Source organism: Serratia sp. BNK-17, from assembly GCF_048684935.1.
GTDB lineage: Bacteria > Pseudomonadota > Gammaproteobacteria > Enterobacterales > Enterobacteriaceae > Serratia > Serratia nematodiphila.
Map to the genome: position 1 here is coordinate 4,836,361 of NZ_JBLQTR010000001.1, position 14,067 is coordinate 4,850,427.

Here is a 14,067-nt window from a genome sequence, read left to right on the forward strand (position 1 = left end):
GCCTTCACCGCCCGGCCATGCCGGGCATCATGCTTTATCTACCGGGGGAACCGATGCCCAACGATCGCTACGCCGCCATCAGCGGCCAACAATTTATCGGCGGCCAACGCCTCGCCGAAGGGGAAGCGTCGCTGTGTAGCCTGCGCGCCGACGACGGTCAGCCAACCGGCTACCGCTTCCACCAGGCCACGGCGGCAGAAACCGCCGCCGCCGCAGAAGCCGCCGCAGCAGCCTTTGCGCCCTATTCACAGCTCAGTGCAGAGCAACGCGCGAACTTTCTCGACGCCATCGCCGAAGAGTTAGACGCATTGGATGATGTTTTCTTCACCTTCGCCATGCAGGAAACGGCCTTGCCGCCTGCGCGGTTGAGCGGCGAACGCGCCAGAACCAGCGGCCAGATGCGGCTGTTCGCCACGCTGCTGCGGCGCGGCGACGTCGAGGGCGTGCGCATCGACTTCGCGCTGCCGCAGCGTTCCCCCCTGCCGCGCCCCGATCTGCGGCAATACCGCACGGCGCTCGGCCCGGTGGCGGTCTTCGGCGCCAGCAACTTCCCGCTGGCGTTTTCCACCGCGGGCGGTGATACCGCCGCCGCGCTCGCCGCCGGCTGCCCGGTCGTGTTCAAGGCGCACAGCGGTCATATGATTACCGCCGAGCTGACCGCTCAGGCGATCGAGCGCGCTCGGGAACGCACAAGGATGCCCGCTGGCGTCTTCAACATGATCTTCGGCAACCGCGTGGGGGCCGATTTGGTACAACATCCGGCGATTCAGGCAGTGGGATTCACCGGCTCGCTGCAAGGCGGCCGGGCGCTCTTCGATCTGGCGATGCAACGCCCTCAACCTATCCCGGTCTTCGCAGAAATGTCGAGCATCAATCCGGTAGTGATCCTGCCCAAGGCGTTGGCGCGGCGCGGGCAGCGCATTGCGCAGGAACTGGTCTCTTCCTTCACACTCGGCTGCGGTCAGTTCTGCACCAAGCCCGGCGTAATCGTCGCGCTGCGCGGCGCCGCCTTCGATCGGTTAACCGAAACGATGAGCGCCCTGGTCAACGCCGCCGAGCCGCAGCCGATGCTGAATGCCGGCACGCTGGAGCACTACCGTCACGGGCTGGCGGTCCTCGATGCCCATTCAGGTATGCGGCGTCTCGCAGGCCGAAGCGAAACGCCCACGCTTCGGGCGGCGGCGCAGCTTTATCAGGCGGAAGAGGCGCTGTTGCTGCAGGCTGACCCGCTGCTGCAACAAGAGGTCTTCGGCCCGGTCAGCATCCTGGTGGCGGTGGATAACGAAGCGCAGCTGCATGCGGCGCTAACGGCATTGCAAGGCCAGTTGACCGCCACGCTGCTGGCGGACGACGACGATCTCGATGTAGCCGCCGGGCTGACGACACTGTTGGCGCGCAAAGCCGGTCGGGTGCTGTTCAACGGGTATCCGACCGGGGTGGAAGTGTGCGACGCCATGGTGCACGGCGGCCCTTACCCGGCCACCAGCGACGCACGCGGCACCTCGGTAGGCACGCTGGCCATCGAGCGTTTCCTGCGGCCGGTTTGTTTGCAAAACACCCCTGCGGCGCTGTTGCCGCCGGCGCTGCAGGACGCCAACCCGCTCAACCTGCTGCGGCTGGTGAACGGCGTTTACACCCGAGCCCCCCAGGTTTCACCTGCCCCAAATTAGCCCGGCCGCATCTGCCTGCCATTCAATAACAAAAGGGTAATACCATGACAACCCAAGGCAAATTCAAGAAGCAGCTTACGCTCACCGACCTGACGTTCATCGGTCTGGGCGCCATCTTCGGCTCCGGTTGGCTGTTCGCCGCCAGCCATGTCTCCTCCATCGCCGGCCCGGCCGGCATCTATTCCTGGCTGATCGGCGGCCTGGCGGTGCTGCTGCTCGGCATCGTCTACTGCGAGCTGGGTGCCGCCCTGCCGCGCGCCGGCGGCATCATTCGCTATCCGGTATTCTCGCACGGCGAACTGATGGGTTATCTGCTGGGGTTTATCACGCTGATCGCCTTCTCGAGCCTGATCGCCATCGAAGTCGTCGCCGCCCGGCAGTACGCCGCCGCCTGGTTCCCGTTCCTCAGTCAGCCGGGTTCCGGCGATCCAACCGCGATCGGCTGGCTGGTGCAGCTGGCGCTGCTGTGCTTTTTCTTCGCGCTCAACTATTACAGCGTCAAAACCTTCGCCAAATCCAATAACCTGATCAGTGTGCTGAAGTTTCTGGTGCCGCTGTTGGTGATCGTGGTGTTGTTCAGCTTTTTCAAACCGGAAAACCTGCACAGCCAGGGCTTTGCTCCCTTCGGTTCCGCCGGCGTTGAGGCCGCCATTTCCGCCGGCGGCATCATCTTCGCCTACCTCGGCCTGACGCCGATCATTTCGGTCGCCAGCGAGGTGCAACGGCCGCAGCGCACCATTCCCATCGCGCTGATCCTGTCGGTGGTGCTGTCCACCATCATCTATGTGCTGCTGCAGATAGCGTTTCTCGGCAGCATCCCCAGCGAGATGCTGAGCGGCGGCTGGGCCGGCATCAGCCAACAGTTCTCCCTGCCGTTCCGCGACATCGCCATCACGCTGGGCATGGGATGGCTGGCGTTTCTGGTGGTCAGCGACGCGATCGTTTCGCCGAGCGGCACCGGCAATATCTATATGAACGCCACGCCCCGCGTGATCTACGGTTGGGCGCGCGCCGGCACCTTCTTCAAACTGTTCACCCGGGTGGATGGCGAGTCAGGTATTCCTCGCCCGGCGCTGTGGCTGACCTTCGCTCTCTCGGTATTCTGGACGCTGCCGTTCCCATCCTGGGAAAAACTGATCGGCGTGGTGTCCGCCGCACTGGTGCTGAGCTACGCCATCGCCCCGGTCACCGCCGCCGGGCTGCGGCGCAATGCGCCCGATATGCCGCGTCCGTTCCGGGTCCGCGGTTTCTGCGTGCTCGGCCCGCTGTCGTTTATCATTTCGGCGCTGATCGTCTTCTGGTCCGGCTGGGACACCGTCTCCTGGCTGCTCGGCTTGCAGATCCTGATGTTCTTCATCTACATCCTGTTCAAGAATCAGGTGCCGACCCACGCCGTTAGCCTCAGGCAGCAAATTTGGTCCTCGCTGTGGCTGATCGTCTTCTATGCGCTGGTGATCGGGCTTTCCTACCTCAGCAGCTTCGGCGGCATCGGCGCTATTGCTCATCCATGGGACACCCTCACCATGGCGGTGATTGCGCTGGCGATTTACTACTGGGGCGCCTATACCTGTTTACCCCAGGCCAATTTTATCGGCGATGAAGAAGAATGAACCCAGGGAGGACATCGAAATGACATCCATGCATGTGCTGTCGCTGGAACAGGCTTATCAACTGGCGTTGCGTACGCTGCGCAGCAACGGTTTCAATCAGGCGCATGCCGAGGCGGTGGCGCAAAATGTCACCCAGGGCGAACGCGACGGCTGCGCTTCTCACGGGCTGTACCGGCTGTTGGGCTGCGTGCGATCGCTGCGGGCAGGCAAGGTTTCTGCCGATGCGATGCCCAGATTGCTCGACCAGGCGCCGGCCATCTTGCGCGCCGACGCCGGCGGTGCATTTTCCCTGCTGGCCTACCGCACCGCTCTGCCAGCCTTTATCGAGAAAGTGCGCACCAACGGTGTCGCCGCGCTGGCGATCAACCGCTGCGTGCATTTCTCCGCGCTGTGGGCCGATATCGAACCGCTGACCGAGCAGGGGTTGGTGGCCTTGGCCTGCACGCCCAGCCACGCCTGGGTGACGCCGGCCGGCGGTTCGCGACCGCTCTTCGGCACCAACCCCATAGCCTTCGGCTGGCCGCGTCCGGATCGGCCGCCGTTTTTGTTCGACATGGCCACCAGCGCGGCAGCGCGCGGCGAAATCGAATTACACCGCCGCGCCGGCACCCCGCTGCCTGAAGGCTGGGGCATTGATAAGGCAGGCAATCCGTCCACCGATGCCGTCAGCGTGTTGGAGGGCGCGATGCTGACCTTCGGCGGGCATAAGGGCTCGGCGCTGGCGGCAATGGTTGAATTGCTGGCAGGGCCGCTGATCGGCGATATGACCAGCAAGGAATCGCTGGCCTATGACGATGGCACCGGTTCGTCGCCTTACGGTGGTGAGCTGGTCATCGCGTTGGATCCCGAGCGTTTTCTCGGTGCGGATAAGGCGAAATATTTCGCCGGAGCGGAGGCGATGTTTGCCGATATGCAGGCGCAAGGCGCCCGCATCCCCGGCGAACGCCGTTATCGGCAACGGCGCCAGAGCGAGCAATACGGCGTGGAAATCCCCAAGGCGTTGTACGACGAAATAGTGGCGCTGTGCGATTAACGCTGGATTTATGCCCCGCGCCGGCAACCCGGCGCGGGGAGAGGCTTATCCAGCCTGAGCCATGTCGCTGTGCAGGCGCTTGCGCCACACAGGTTTGGTGTCCCAGCGTGCGAAGTGTTTCGCCTCTTTACCCGGCTGCACCTGATGCCACATGTCTTCTTGCCACCGGATCGGTTCCTTTCCTCGCAACGTTGGGCGGGTCTGTTTAATCGTCCGTTGCAAGACGTCTGCTTCTTCCGCAGTAATGGGCGGCGCCTGTCTGGCGGCGTCCAGCGCACGGCTTCCCAGCGGCGCCATCACCTGATACAACACGTTGACCTGCTGCAGCGTCGCTTGCTGATTAGTGCTCATCCCCTTACCCGACCAACCGTCGAAGTTTTCACCGGGATCGTCCCCCTGCGCGCGATACTCATTACCTGGCCCCTCGACGATATTCCATCCTTGCCAGGTCACCAAAGTGTGTAATCCATCGCGATCCTGCAGGTTTTTATTCTGGATCTGTTTGAGCACCGCGGCGCGGTTTGGCACACCGATCAGATTCATAAATTCGTCCAGCGCGTTCCAATGCTGCCCCGCCACCAAACCATTCCAGACATTACGCAAACAGTTCCAGGGAATGGTGTGATGCCAGGTCAGCGTGATAAGCGGTTTGGTTGACGCATGTTGCCAACGGCTCGGTTCACTGCCCCGATCGCCTCTGATAATCCCATCGATTTCTAATGGCATAGCTGCCCCTCTTCTGGCTGAAATGAAAAATATGCGCAAGGCCGGTGGCCCGGTTGGCATAAAAACGTCAGCTAAAATCGTAGCAGTTCAGACTGGGATGGCAATAAAACGCAAAACACGCTCTGCAGCCGGCCGGTAACCGCAGAACGTGCCCGAAAACGGTGAGTTTAAGATGAATTATCTGACCACCATCACCGAAATATTGGCATGTCGAACGATAGCGGCGGCGTTGGACCCCAGCAGATAGGTTTTCACGCTCGGGCGACGCGAACCGATGATGATCAGATCGGCGTCGATCTCTTCCGCCAGTTCCAACACCTGATCGCGTGCAGAACCGAAGCTGACGGTGTAATTGAGGCGATCCAACGGCAGATCGATTTCCGACATGATTTTCTTCAGTCTATCCACCGCCTTCACCTCCGCCTGATTCTCAAACTCCTTGAGGCCGAACGAATAGGCAGTAACAAAAGCCGAGGCATCCGGCAGCGCATGGAAGAAATGCACTTTAGCGCCGGACATCTTCGCCAAATATTCCACATGCTTCAGCGCATGCTCGGTCAACAGATCCTCTTCAATATCGATCGGCACTAAAATAGTCTTGTACATATCACGTCCTTTCTATGTAAACCGGGTGCCAACAGAATACTGCCGCGCACGGGCGCGGTGAATCGCTTTATCACGCTTTTGTGATCGAGGGGTAAATACTGACAAGGATAGTTTTTAATTTAACAAAATATAAACATCACACCGATAACGGATAGGCGATTAATTATTTATTACTCGAGATTAAATTAGCTGTAAATAAACCGCTTTGGCGGTAGCGGCGGTCTTATTGGCGACAGAAAGCTTTTTAATCGAGTTGCCGATGTGGAAATTGATCGTGCGCTCGCTCACCCCCATCAACAACGCGATCTCTTCCGCCGTTTTTCCTTCGCTGCTCCAGCGTAAAATGTCTTTTTCACGCAGCGTCAGCACATCTTTTATCGCGTCATCATTCACCGATATCAAGGCCTCCCGCAGCGTTTTATGGGCGGTTTGCGCCAGCCAAAGGAAAAAAGTTTCATTTGCCGCACGCGCTTGCGGCGTTTGCTCAGGTAGCGCTTTACCGGCAAACGTCAGGATCCCCAACCTGCCATAGCAATCCTTGACCGACTGCGACCAACCGGCGCACAAGCCGAATTGCGCCATACGCCGCCAAAGCGTCGGCCGCTCATGATAAAAGCTTTCGTCCCACTGAAACTGCAGCGTGGAATGGTGAGCACGCTCAATAACCGGATCCTGCAAATATACCCGCTGCCGCCGATAATCCTCGAGATAGTTCGTTGAAATATTCCCTTCGATCAGCATCTTGGGGCTGCTGGCCGGATAACAGGAAAACACGATGTAGGAGAAATAATCAAACCCCAACGCCTCGGCGCAGGGCCCCAGCTGCGTCAGAAAGTATTCGCGATCGGCCAGGCTGCCAATCACCTCCGCCATGAGCCGTTGAGTGCGGGTATCCATAACGCAGGTTCTCCAGATAGCGATGCCGATTTATCGATAGGTCAGATTCACTATAGAATATCGCCGCCCGGCGCCAGTAGCCGTTTCATATAATAAAAAATACCAACGCTATAACGAAAACAGCTATTCCCCTAAAAATAAGCCTTTTTATTGCGCCGAACAGGAAAACTACGCGAATAGCATACTCTCCTCGACACGTAAACCTGTCACTTCTACCGTTAGACAGCCAGGACACCACAAATTACTTTCCAGACAGGCACCCAGTGCCGCCGTAAATCCAAAGAGATAATAAGCATTTGCGAATTTCGCATGGCATACAGTGACGGGGATTTTCTATGGCAGAAAGTAATGCGGCAATTCAATCGGCTGCGATTATCGGCGCGGGAACGATGGGCAGAGGCATCGCTTATCTTTTCGCGCAAAAAGGCATTCCCACGATGCTTTATAATCGCAACGGCAATACCCTCAATCAAGCTCGCGAATATATCGCGCAAGACCTGAATAAGAAAGTCGAACAGGGCAAGATCGCGCTGCGGGATAAAGACGCGGTGCTGGCCAATCTGATGTTCACTTCCGTGTTTGAGGCCATCGCCGACAGCGAGCTGGTGATAGAAACCATCGCCGAGCAAGAACAAACCAAACTTGAGGTGCTGGCGGCCATCGCCGCAGTGGTCAAGCCCGACACGCTGATCGCCACCAATACCTCCTCACTGTCGCTCAACAAGCTGTCAACTGCGGTAACGCACAACGAACGCTTTATCGGTTTGCATTTTTTCAACCCCGCGCCGCTGATGAAGCTGATTGAAATCATTCCGGCCTACTTTACCGCGCACGCCACCACGGAACGCTGCCGCCAACTGGTGGCGGCGTTGGGGAAACGCGATGTCGTCTGCCAGGCCACGCCGGGGTTCATCGTCAATCGCATGGCCCGCCCCTACTACCTGGAAGGGTTCCGCCTGTTGGAAGAACATGTGGCGCGCGCGGCGCAGATCGACCGCGCCCTCAAGGCCGGCGGGCGCTTCCGCATGGGGCCGCTCGAGCTGACCGATTTTATCGGCCAAGACATCAACTATCAGGTCAGCCGGCAAATCTGGCAGGACATGCAATACGACCCGCGCTATACCCCTGGTCATCTGCAGCGTTCACTGGTCGATGCCGGTCTGTTGGGGAAAAAGAACGGCCGCTCCTATTTTGCCGCCGAAGAAACCGCCCCGCCGGTGACGGCCGCCAACAATGCAGACGTCGAGACGCTGCGCGTTTACGGCGAGCACCCTTTTTTTACCCTGTTGCAGCAGCGAGCCGCGCTTCAGTGGCCACAGCTGCGCGTGGAACAACGGCCGGCATTACCGGGGCTGGGAGCGGCCGTCCGGATCAATGACGCTTTCACCGTCAGCATCACCGATGGCCGCACGGCGAGCCAACTGGCCGAGCAGACGGCAGCGGATGCCTTTGTGGTCGATGTCGCCCTGAACTACGCCGACACCACGTATCTGGTGGCGGCGCACAGCCGCCACGCTTCTGCGGCCAATAAGGCGCTGTTTTTACGCCTGCTGCACACGGCAATCCCGCAGGTTGAATTTATCAAGGACTCTCCGGCGCTTATCGTCGCCCGCGTCCTCAGCAGCCTGATCAATGAGTCGGTGATCATGGTGGAAAGCGGCGTCTGCAGCCGGGAAGACATCGATGTCGCCGCCGTCGCGGGCGTTAACTACGCCGGTGGCATTTTCGACTGGCTCGGCAAACTGGGGGAGAAAAACGTCAGGACGACGCTGAGCAATCTGGCGCAGCTGCTGCACGCGGCGCGCTATGCGCCGCATTACACCCTTCTGCACGCCGCGCAACCGGCGCTGACGACCACGCCTTAAGGATCCATGATGAGCATTAAAGATGACGGCGTTTATCTGATCGACGGCACGCGCACGGCGATCGGCGCCTATGGCGGCAGCCTGGCGCATACCCGCCCCGACGACATGGCGGCGACGATCATTCGCGGCCTGCTGCAGCGCCATCCGGCGGCGGAAGCAGATCTGGACGAAGTGGTCCTGGGCTGCGCCAACCAGTCCGGCGAAGACAACCGCAACGTCGCCCGCATGGCGGCGCTGCTTTCCGGGTTGGATCCGTCGGTGCCTGCCATCACCCTCAACCGCCTTTGCGCCTCCGGGTTGGATGCGGTGATCTACGCCGCGGCGAAAATCCGCAGCGGCCTCAGCGAACTGATTCTGGCCGGCGGTGTGGAAAGCATGAGCCGCGCGCCCTATGTGCTGAGCAAAGGCGAAACGCCGTTCGACAAAGGCGTGAAGCTGTACGACACCACGCTGGGGTGGCGCTTTGTTAACCCGCGGCTGGCGGAGCGCTACGGCAGCGATCCGCTGGGCATTACGGCGGAAAACGTAGCCCAACGGCAACATATCTCACGCGAGGAACAGGACCTGTTCGCGCTGGCCTCGCAGCAGAAGGCCCGCCGGGCGATCGACAGCGGCCGGCTGGCGCGGGAAATCACGCCCGTGGACGTGCCGGCCGATCGTAAAACGACCCGCACATTCGCGCAGGATGAATTTCCCCGGCTCAGCACGCTGCAACAGCTACAGGCGCTGAAACCGGCGTTCTCCGCCGGCGGTTCGGTCACGGCAGGCAACGCTTCCGGCATCAACGACGGCGCCGCCGCGCTGCTATTGGCTTCCGGTCGCTACGTGAAGCGCCAGGGGTGGCAACCGCTGGCGGAGATCGGCGACAGCGCGGCCGCCGGCGTTGAACCGGCGCTGATGGGGCTGGGGCCGATCGCCTCCACCGAGCGCTTGCTGCAGCGCGGCGGCTTCACCTTGAACGACTTCGACATCATCGAGATTAACGAAGCGTTCGCCTCACAGGTTCTGGCGGCGCTGAAACACTGGCGTATCGGCGCCAACGACGCGCGGGTCAACCCGAACGGCGGCGCCATCGCGCTCGGTCATCCGCTGGGGATGTCCGGCGCGCGCCTGGTGCTGTCGGCAGCGCTGGAATTACGCGACCAACAGGCGAACAACGCATTGGTGACGATGTGCGTCGGCGTCGGTCAGGGGCTGTCATTAAACCTTAAAGCCGTTTAACACAAGGAACATACGATGAGCGTACTGAACATTCTTGAAGAAAAGCTGGCGGAAACCAAAAAACAGGGGCGTTTTCGCGAGTTCCTCAACCTTGAACGCGGCGTGCAGGACAAACCCTGGGCCACCAGCCACGGCCATCACGGTGAGCGCCGTCTCAACGTCTGGTGCTCGAACGACTATCTGGCGATGAGCCACCACCCCAAAGTGCTGCTGGCCACCACCGATGCGGTTAATCGGGTCGGGCTGGGCACCTGCGGCGCCCGCAGCATTTCCGGCACCTCGGTCTACCACAGCGAGCTGGAAACGCTGCTGGCCAGCGCCTATGGCAAAGAGTCGGCGCTGCTGTTCACCACCGGTTTCGGCGCCAACGACGCCACCTTATCCACCCTGTGCGACGCCATTCCCGATCTGATCGTGTTCTCCGACGAGCTGAATCACGCCTCGATGATTTACGGTATCCGCTACAGCAAAGCGGAGAAAAAAATCTTCCGCCACAACGATGTGGCACACCTCGCCGAGCTGCTGCAGGCCGCCGATCCGGCGCGGCCAAAGCTGATCGCTTTCGAGTCGCTGTATTCCATGGACGGTGACTTCGCCCCCCTGGCGCAGATCGTGGCGTTGGCGGAGCAGTATCAGGCGCTGACCTATCTCGACGAGATCCACTCCGCCGGCGTCTATGGCGAACGGGGGCTGGGCTACGCCGAACAACTGGGCCTGCTGGATAAAATCACCATTATTCAGGGCGGGTTCGGCAAATCTTACGGTGCGGCGGGCGGCTATATCGCCGCGCCCCGCTCGGTGGTGGAGGCAGTGCGCAGTTGGGCCCCGGCATTCGTCTTCAGCACCTCGTCGCCGGCGCCGGTGGTGGCCGCCGCGCTGGCCAGTTTTAAATACAACCTCGAGCATGACACCCAACGCAAACACCTGCTGGCGATCGTCGATCACCTGAAAACCGGCCTGCGCGCCGCCGGCATCCCGCTGGTGTCGGCGGACAGCCATATCCTGCCGCTGCTGGTCGGCGATCCGCACCGCAACAAACACATCAGTAAAGTGCTGCTCGATGAACACGATATTTACGTGCAACCGGTCAATGCACCGACGGTGCCCGCAGGCAGCGAGCGGCTGCGGGTGACGCCGACCTCGGCGCACTCCCATGCCGACGTGGAGACCTTCCTGGCGGCGCTGGGACGAGTCTGGACGGCGAACGATCTGCGGAGGGCGGGATGAAGTTAGCGGATTATAACGGCCATCTGATCACGCTCTGTCTGATGGCGACCGGCACGTTCGCCATCGGCACCGACGCCTTTATCGTCGCCGGCGTGCTCAGCGACATTTCCGATACCTTTGCCGTCAGCCCCGCGCAAGCGGGGCAGTTGATATCGGTATTCGCGCTGGCTTATATGCTGTTCGCCCCTCTCACCGCCTGGCTGCTGGGCAACGTCAACCGCAAGCATATCCTGCAGTTGGCGCTGGTGCTGTTCATCGCCGGCAACCTGGCCTGCGCCTGGGCCACCAGCTACCTGCAGATCTCGTTCGGCAGAGTGCTGGCGGCATTGGGGGCGGCCTGTTACACGCCGCAGGCCGCCGCCGCCGCGGTAGGGCTGGTGGCGGAAAAACGCCGCGGCCTGGCCATTTCCATCGTCTATGGGGGCATGACGTTGGCTATTGCGCTCGGTATTCCGTTCGGCACCTTTCTCGCCAAACTGATCGGCTGGCGAGAAATCTTCCTGTTCATCGCCCTGCTGGGGGCAATTGCGCTGCTGGGCCTGTCGCTGGCGCTGCGGGCCATTGCGCCACCGGGCAAGCATTCGCTGAAAGAGCGGCTCGCCCCGCTGAGACAAAAGGCGGTGCTGACCACGCTACTGATCACCTTTTTTGCCGTTTGCTCGGAACACATCGTCTATAGCTACGTCAGCGTGTTGCTGAAAAACACCCAGTTCGGCCCGCAGGCGATCCTGCCCCTCGCGCTGCTGGTATTCGGCATTGGCGCGGTGATCGGCAATTTTGCCTCCGGCGCGTTAACCGATGCCCTCGGCAGCAAGTTCGTGCTGCTGTTTTCCGTGGCGATCCAGACGCTGTCCCTGTTTCTGCTGGCCTTCTATGTCACTTCCCCCTGGTGGGTACTGGCCATCTTTCTGGTCTGGGGTATTACCGGCTGGATGTATCTGGTGCCGATCCAGCATCACCTGTTGTCGCTATCGAAACGCTTTGGCGCGCTGACCGTATCGCTCAACAGCTCGGTGCTGTACGCCGGCATCGCGGCGGGCGGCATGCTGGGCGGCCTGACGCTCTACGCGCTGCCGGCCTATTACCTGCCGCTGTTTTCGCTGCCGCTCGGCGCCATCGCCCTGCTGCTGACGCTGCTGTTTTTCCGGGGAGAGACCAGCAATGAGTGAAGCCCTTCCGGTGCTTTATGAACGCCATGGCGCGCAGGTTGCGGTCATCACCCTCAATCGGCCGGAAAAAAAGAACGCCATCAACCTGCAGATGGCCGAGCTGATCCGCACCTACCTGCGGCAGGCAGATAACGATAACTCAGTGCGAGCGATCGTCCTGGCCGGTCAACCGGCGGTATTTTCCGCCGGCATGGATATCAACGCCTTTCATCAGGGTGAACTGCCCATCGTCACGCCGGAGGGGTTTGGCGGGCTGATCCATGCACAGATCGCCAAGGTGATCATCGCCGCCGTTGACGGCATCGCGTACGGGGGCGGATTTGAGCTGGCCCTGGCGTGCGATCTGATCGTCGCCGGCCAGAACGCACGCTTCAGCTTCCCCGAAACCGGGCTCGGGTTAGTCGCCGCACAAGGCGGGTGCGCGCGCTTGCCGGCGCGTATTTCCCCCTATGTCGCGCTCGACTGGCTGCTGACCGGCAGAACCGTCGGCGCACAGGAAGCGTTGTCACACGGCGCCATTTCCCGCATCAGCGCAAGTTCGGCCCGGGAAGAAGCGTTGCGCATCGCCGAACAGATCGCCGGAAAAGATCTTGCCGCCAGCCAGGCGGTTAAGGCCATCGTGCGTCAGGGGCTGGCGCGGCAAGAAGCCCCCTCATTCGATTTTCAACAAGGCCCGGTCGAGCGCTTGCGTCAGGCTGCCGCCCGTCGATAATGCCCCTGCCGGTTCGCCTGAACCGGCATTTCCCGTTTGTCCTCCACCGCTCATTTTACACAGCCTGCCTGTCGGCGCTGGGCTACACTGCCGGTAGCCCTAATGCGCTGATAAGGAAAAACAATGCGCCATTTGCCTCTACAAACCCCCAGACTGATCCTGCGCCCGTTCACCGCCGACGATCTGCCCCACTTTACCGCCTACCGCAGCCACCCAGACGTGGCGCGCTATCAAAGCTGGAGCGACTACAGCGCCGCCGAGGCACAGGCCTTTTTCGCACAGCAACGGCAGCTCGAATTCAACCGTGACGACAGCTGGTTTCAACTGGCGGTCGAGCGCCGCGAAGACGGCGCGTTGCTGGGCGATGTCGCGGTGCATTTTTTCGATGAAGGGCGTCAGGCTGAACTGGGCGTGACCTTCGATCCGGTTCATCAGCGGCAAGGACAAGCGCGCGAGGCGCTAAGCGCCGTCATCGCCCTGCTGTTCGGGCCGCTGGCGAAACACCGCATTACTGCGGTGGTAGACGCGCGTAATCTTCGCGCCGCCGCGTTGTTCAGTAAGCTGGGCTTTCGCCGTGAGGCCTGTTGGCGGCAAAACGTGTTTTTCAAAGGCGCATGGGGCGACGAATTCGGTTTCGCCCTGCTGCAAAGCGAATGGCGGGAGAATGCAAAGCATGACGCTACTGAATAAATACCTTGGGCAATACCAGTTCTCGGAGCGGCATGCGATCGCCATCACCGCACCGCAGGCGCGGATCCTGGAGGCCGTGGCCGCTTATGATCCCAGGCACGATCGCTTTTTCCGCAGCATGATAGCGCTACGCGAATTGCCCGCGCGCCTGATGCCACGCGATAAACCCAGCCCGCCGCCGTTTGGCCTGCATAACTTTTGCCTGCTTGAGCAGGATGAAAGCGCGTTGGTCTATGGCCTGATCGGCCGATTTTGGCAGGCTGAATACGGCCTGGAGCAGGTCGCCGACGGGGCGGGGTTTCTGGCTTTCGCGCAGCCCGGCGTCGCCAAACTGGCGCTGGGTTATGTCGTGAGCTCCTCCGAGGGTGGGCGCTGTCGTCTGGTGACGGAAACGCGCATCTTCTGCCCCGACGACGCCAGCCGGCGGCGGTTTACCCCCTATTGGTATGCGATTCGCCTGGTAAGCGGGTTGATACGGCGCCGTATGTTGCGCGCCATTAAAACCGCCAGCGAAAAGCAGGCAGTGAATCATTCACCAAGCTGATTTATTTAAGAGCATTCTTAGAGAATGAAAATCATTATCAGCCTATTTTTTAAACACAACAAGATAGTAATGAGAAGCCATTGACCCCGCCCCCTGC

The 14,067-nt window shown here is 60.7% G+C and carries 13 protein-coding genes; 10 read left to right on the top strand and 3 right to left on the bottom strand.

The genetic code is table 11. The annotated features are described in order from the left end of the window. Positions 1 to 53: 53 nt before the first annotated feature. The 3 genes from ACMGF7_RS23215 to ACMGF7_RS23225 are packed head-to-tail and all read left to right on the top strand — an operon-like array spanning position 54 to position 4,313. Positions 54 to 1,670, top strand: a complete 1,617-nt coding sequence (locus ACMGF7_RS23215) for an aldehyde dehydrogenase (NADP(+)) (RefSeq protein WP_325994338.1) — start codon at positions 54 to 56, stop codon at positions 1,668 to 1,670. A 44-nt stretch (positions 1,671 to 1,714) separates the two neighbouring features. Further along, positions 1,715 to 3,280, top strand: coding sequence for an APC family permease (locus ACMGF7_RS23220; protein ID WP_015377394.1), 1,566 nt, complete (start codon positions 1,715 to 1,717; stop codon positions 3,278 to 3,280). A 19-nt stretch (positions 3,281 to 3,299) separates the two neighbouring features. Then, entirely contained in the window at positions 3,300 to 4,313 is a 1,014-nt protein-coding gene (locus ACMGF7_RS23225; RefSeq protein ID WP_004927988.1) for an Ldh family oxidoreductase, read from the top strand. Between the two features lie 45 nt (positions 4,314 to 4,358). On the opposite strand, the gene ACMGF7_RS23230 is transcribed toward ACMGF7_RS23225, so the two are convergent. From ACMGF7_RS23230 to ACMGF7_RS23240, 3 genes are all read right to left on the bottom strand, one after another. Further along, a complete protein-coding gene (locus ACMGF7_RS23230; protein WP_049239699.1) occupies positions 4,359 to 5,039 on the bottom strand; it encodes a hypothetical protein in 681 nt (226 codons plus the stop codon). Positions 5,040 to 5,216: 177 nt separating this feature from the next. Beyond that, positions 5,217 to 5,645 (bottom strand): universal stress protein, encoded by a 429-nt coding sequence (locus tag ACMGF7_RS23235; RefSeq protein ID WP_004927993.1) that lies wholly within the window; start codon positions 5,643 to 5,645, stop codon positions 5,217 to 5,219. 180 nt (positions 5,646 to 5,825) lie between these two features. Next, on the bottom strand, positions 5,826 to 6,542 hold the full coding sequence (locus ACMGF7_RS23240; RefSeq protein WP_275095708.1) for a LuxR family transcriptional regulator: 717 nt from the start codon (positions 6,540 to 6,542) through the stop codon (positions 5,826 to 5,828). A 335-nt stretch (positions 6,543 to 6,877) separates the two neighbouring features. Between ACMGF7_RS23240 and ACMGF7_RS23245 the strand changes: the two genes are divergently transcribed. The 7 genes from ACMGF7_RS23245 to ACMGF7_RS23275 all read left to right on the top strand — a co-directional run bounded on the left by ACMGF7_RS23245 (position 6,878) and on the right by ACMGF7_RS23275 (position 13,970). Next, positions 6,878 to 8,407: a 3-hydroxyacyl-CoA dehydrogenase NAD-binding domain-containing protein gene (locus tag ACMGF7_RS23245; protein ID WP_049239700.1), complete on the top strand. Its 1,530-nt coding sequence runs from the start codon at positions 6,878 to 6,880 to the stop codon at positions 8,405 to 8,407. A gap of 9 nt (positions 8,408 to 8,416) precedes the next feature. Next, complete coding sequence (locus ACMGF7_RS23250) at positions 8,417 to 9,628, top strand: acetyl-CoA C-acyltransferase (protein WP_021504868.1); 1,212 nt, start codon at positions 8,417 to 8,419, stop codon at positions 9,626 to 9,628. 15 nt (positions 9,629 to 9,643) lie between these two features. Further along, positions 9,644 to 10,855 carry a 5-aminolevulinate synthase gene (gene hemA / locus ACMGF7_RS23255; RefSeq protein WP_049239701.1) on the top strand — a complete coding sequence of 404 codons (1,212 nt, stop codon included), beginning with the start codon at positions 9,644 to 9,646 and terminating at the stop codon, positions 10,853 to 10,855. Then, positions 10,852 to 12,024, top strand: a complete 1,173-nt coding sequence (locus ACMGF7_RS23260) for an MFS transporter (RefSeq protein ID WP_164095239.1) — start codon at positions 10,852 to 10,854, stop codon at positions 12,022 to 12,024. The genes hemA and ACMGF7_RS23260 overlap by 4 nt, the downstream gene beginning before the upstream one ends. After that, entirely contained in the window at positions 12,017 to 12,736 is a 720-nt protein-coding gene (locus ACMGF7_RS23265) for an enoyl-CoA hydratase/isomerase family protein (protein ID WP_164095240.1), read from the top strand. Before ACMGF7_RS23260 ends, ACMGF7_RS23265 begins: the two co-directional genes overlap by 8 nt. A 123-nt stretch (positions 12,737 to 12,859) precedes the next feature. After that, complete coding sequence (locus tag ACMGF7_RS23270; RefSeq protein WP_004928012.1) at positions 12,860 to 13,426, top strand: GNAT family N-acetyltransferase; 567 nt, start codon at positions 12,860 to 12,862, stop codon at positions 13,424 to 13,426. Beyond that, positions 13,410 to 13,970, top strand: a complete 561-nt coding sequence (locus tag ACMGF7_RS23275) for a hypothetical protein (protein WP_273874617.1) — start codon at positions 13,410 to 13,412, stop codon at positions 13,968 to 13,970. The genes ACMGF7_RS23270 and ACMGF7_RS23275 overlap by 17 nt, the downstream gene beginning before the upstream one ends. The last annotated feature ends 97 nt before the right edge of the window (positions 13,971 to 14,067 follow it).

Coding starts and splice junctions, on each gene's coding strand:
- ACMGF7_RS23230 (WP_049239699.1), bottom strand. CDS start 5,039: ATGCCATTAGAAATCGATGGGATTATCAGAGGCGATCGGGGCAGTGAA.
- ACMGF7_RS23240 (WP_275095708.1), bottom strand. CDS start 6,542: ATGGATACCCGCACTCAACGGCTCATGGCGGAGGTGATTGGCAGCCTG.
- ACMGF7_RS23235 (WP_004927993.1), bottom strand. CDS start 5,645: ATGTACAAGACTATTTTAGTGCCGATCGATATTGAAGAGGATCTGTTG.
- ACMGF7_RS23260 (WP_164095239.1), top strand. CDS start 10,852: ATGAAGTTAGCGGATTATAACGGCCATCTGATCACGCTCTGTCTGATG.
- ACMGF7_RS23220 (WP_015377394.1), top strand. CDS start 1,715: ATGACAACCCAAGGCAAATTCAAGAAGCAGCTTACGCTCACCGACCTG.
- ACMGF7_RS23275 (WP_273874617.1), top strand. CDS start 13,410: ATGACGCTACTGAATAAATACCTTGGGCAATACCAGTTCTCGGAGCGG.
- hemA (WP_049239701.1), top strand. CDS start 9,644: ATGAGCGTACTGAACATTCTTGAAGAAAAGCTGGCGGAAACCAAAAAA.
- ACMGF7_RS23265 (WP_164095240.1), top strand. CDS start 12,017: ATGAGTGAAGCCCTTCCGGTGCTTTATGAACGCCATGGCGCGCAGGTT.
- ACMGF7_RS23250 (WP_021504868.1), top strand. CDS start 8,417: ATGAGCATTAAAGATGACGGCGTTTATCTGATCGACGGCACGCGCACG.
- ACMGF7_RS23245 (WP_049239700.1), top strand. CDS start 6,878: ATGGCAGAAAGTAATGCGGCAATTCAATCGGCTGCGATTATCGGCGCG.
- ACMGF7_RS23270 (WP_004928012.1), top strand. CDS start 12,860: ATGCGCCATTTGCCTCTACAAACCCCCAGACTGATCCTGCGCCCGTTC.
- ACMGF7_RS23215 (WP_325994338.1), top strand. CDS start 54: ATGCCCAACGATCGCTACGCCGCCATCAGCGGCCAACAATTTATCGGC.
- ACMGF7_RS23225 (WP_004927988.1), top strand. CDS start 3,300: ATGACATCCATGCATGTGCTGTCGCTGGAACAGGCTTATCAACTGGCG.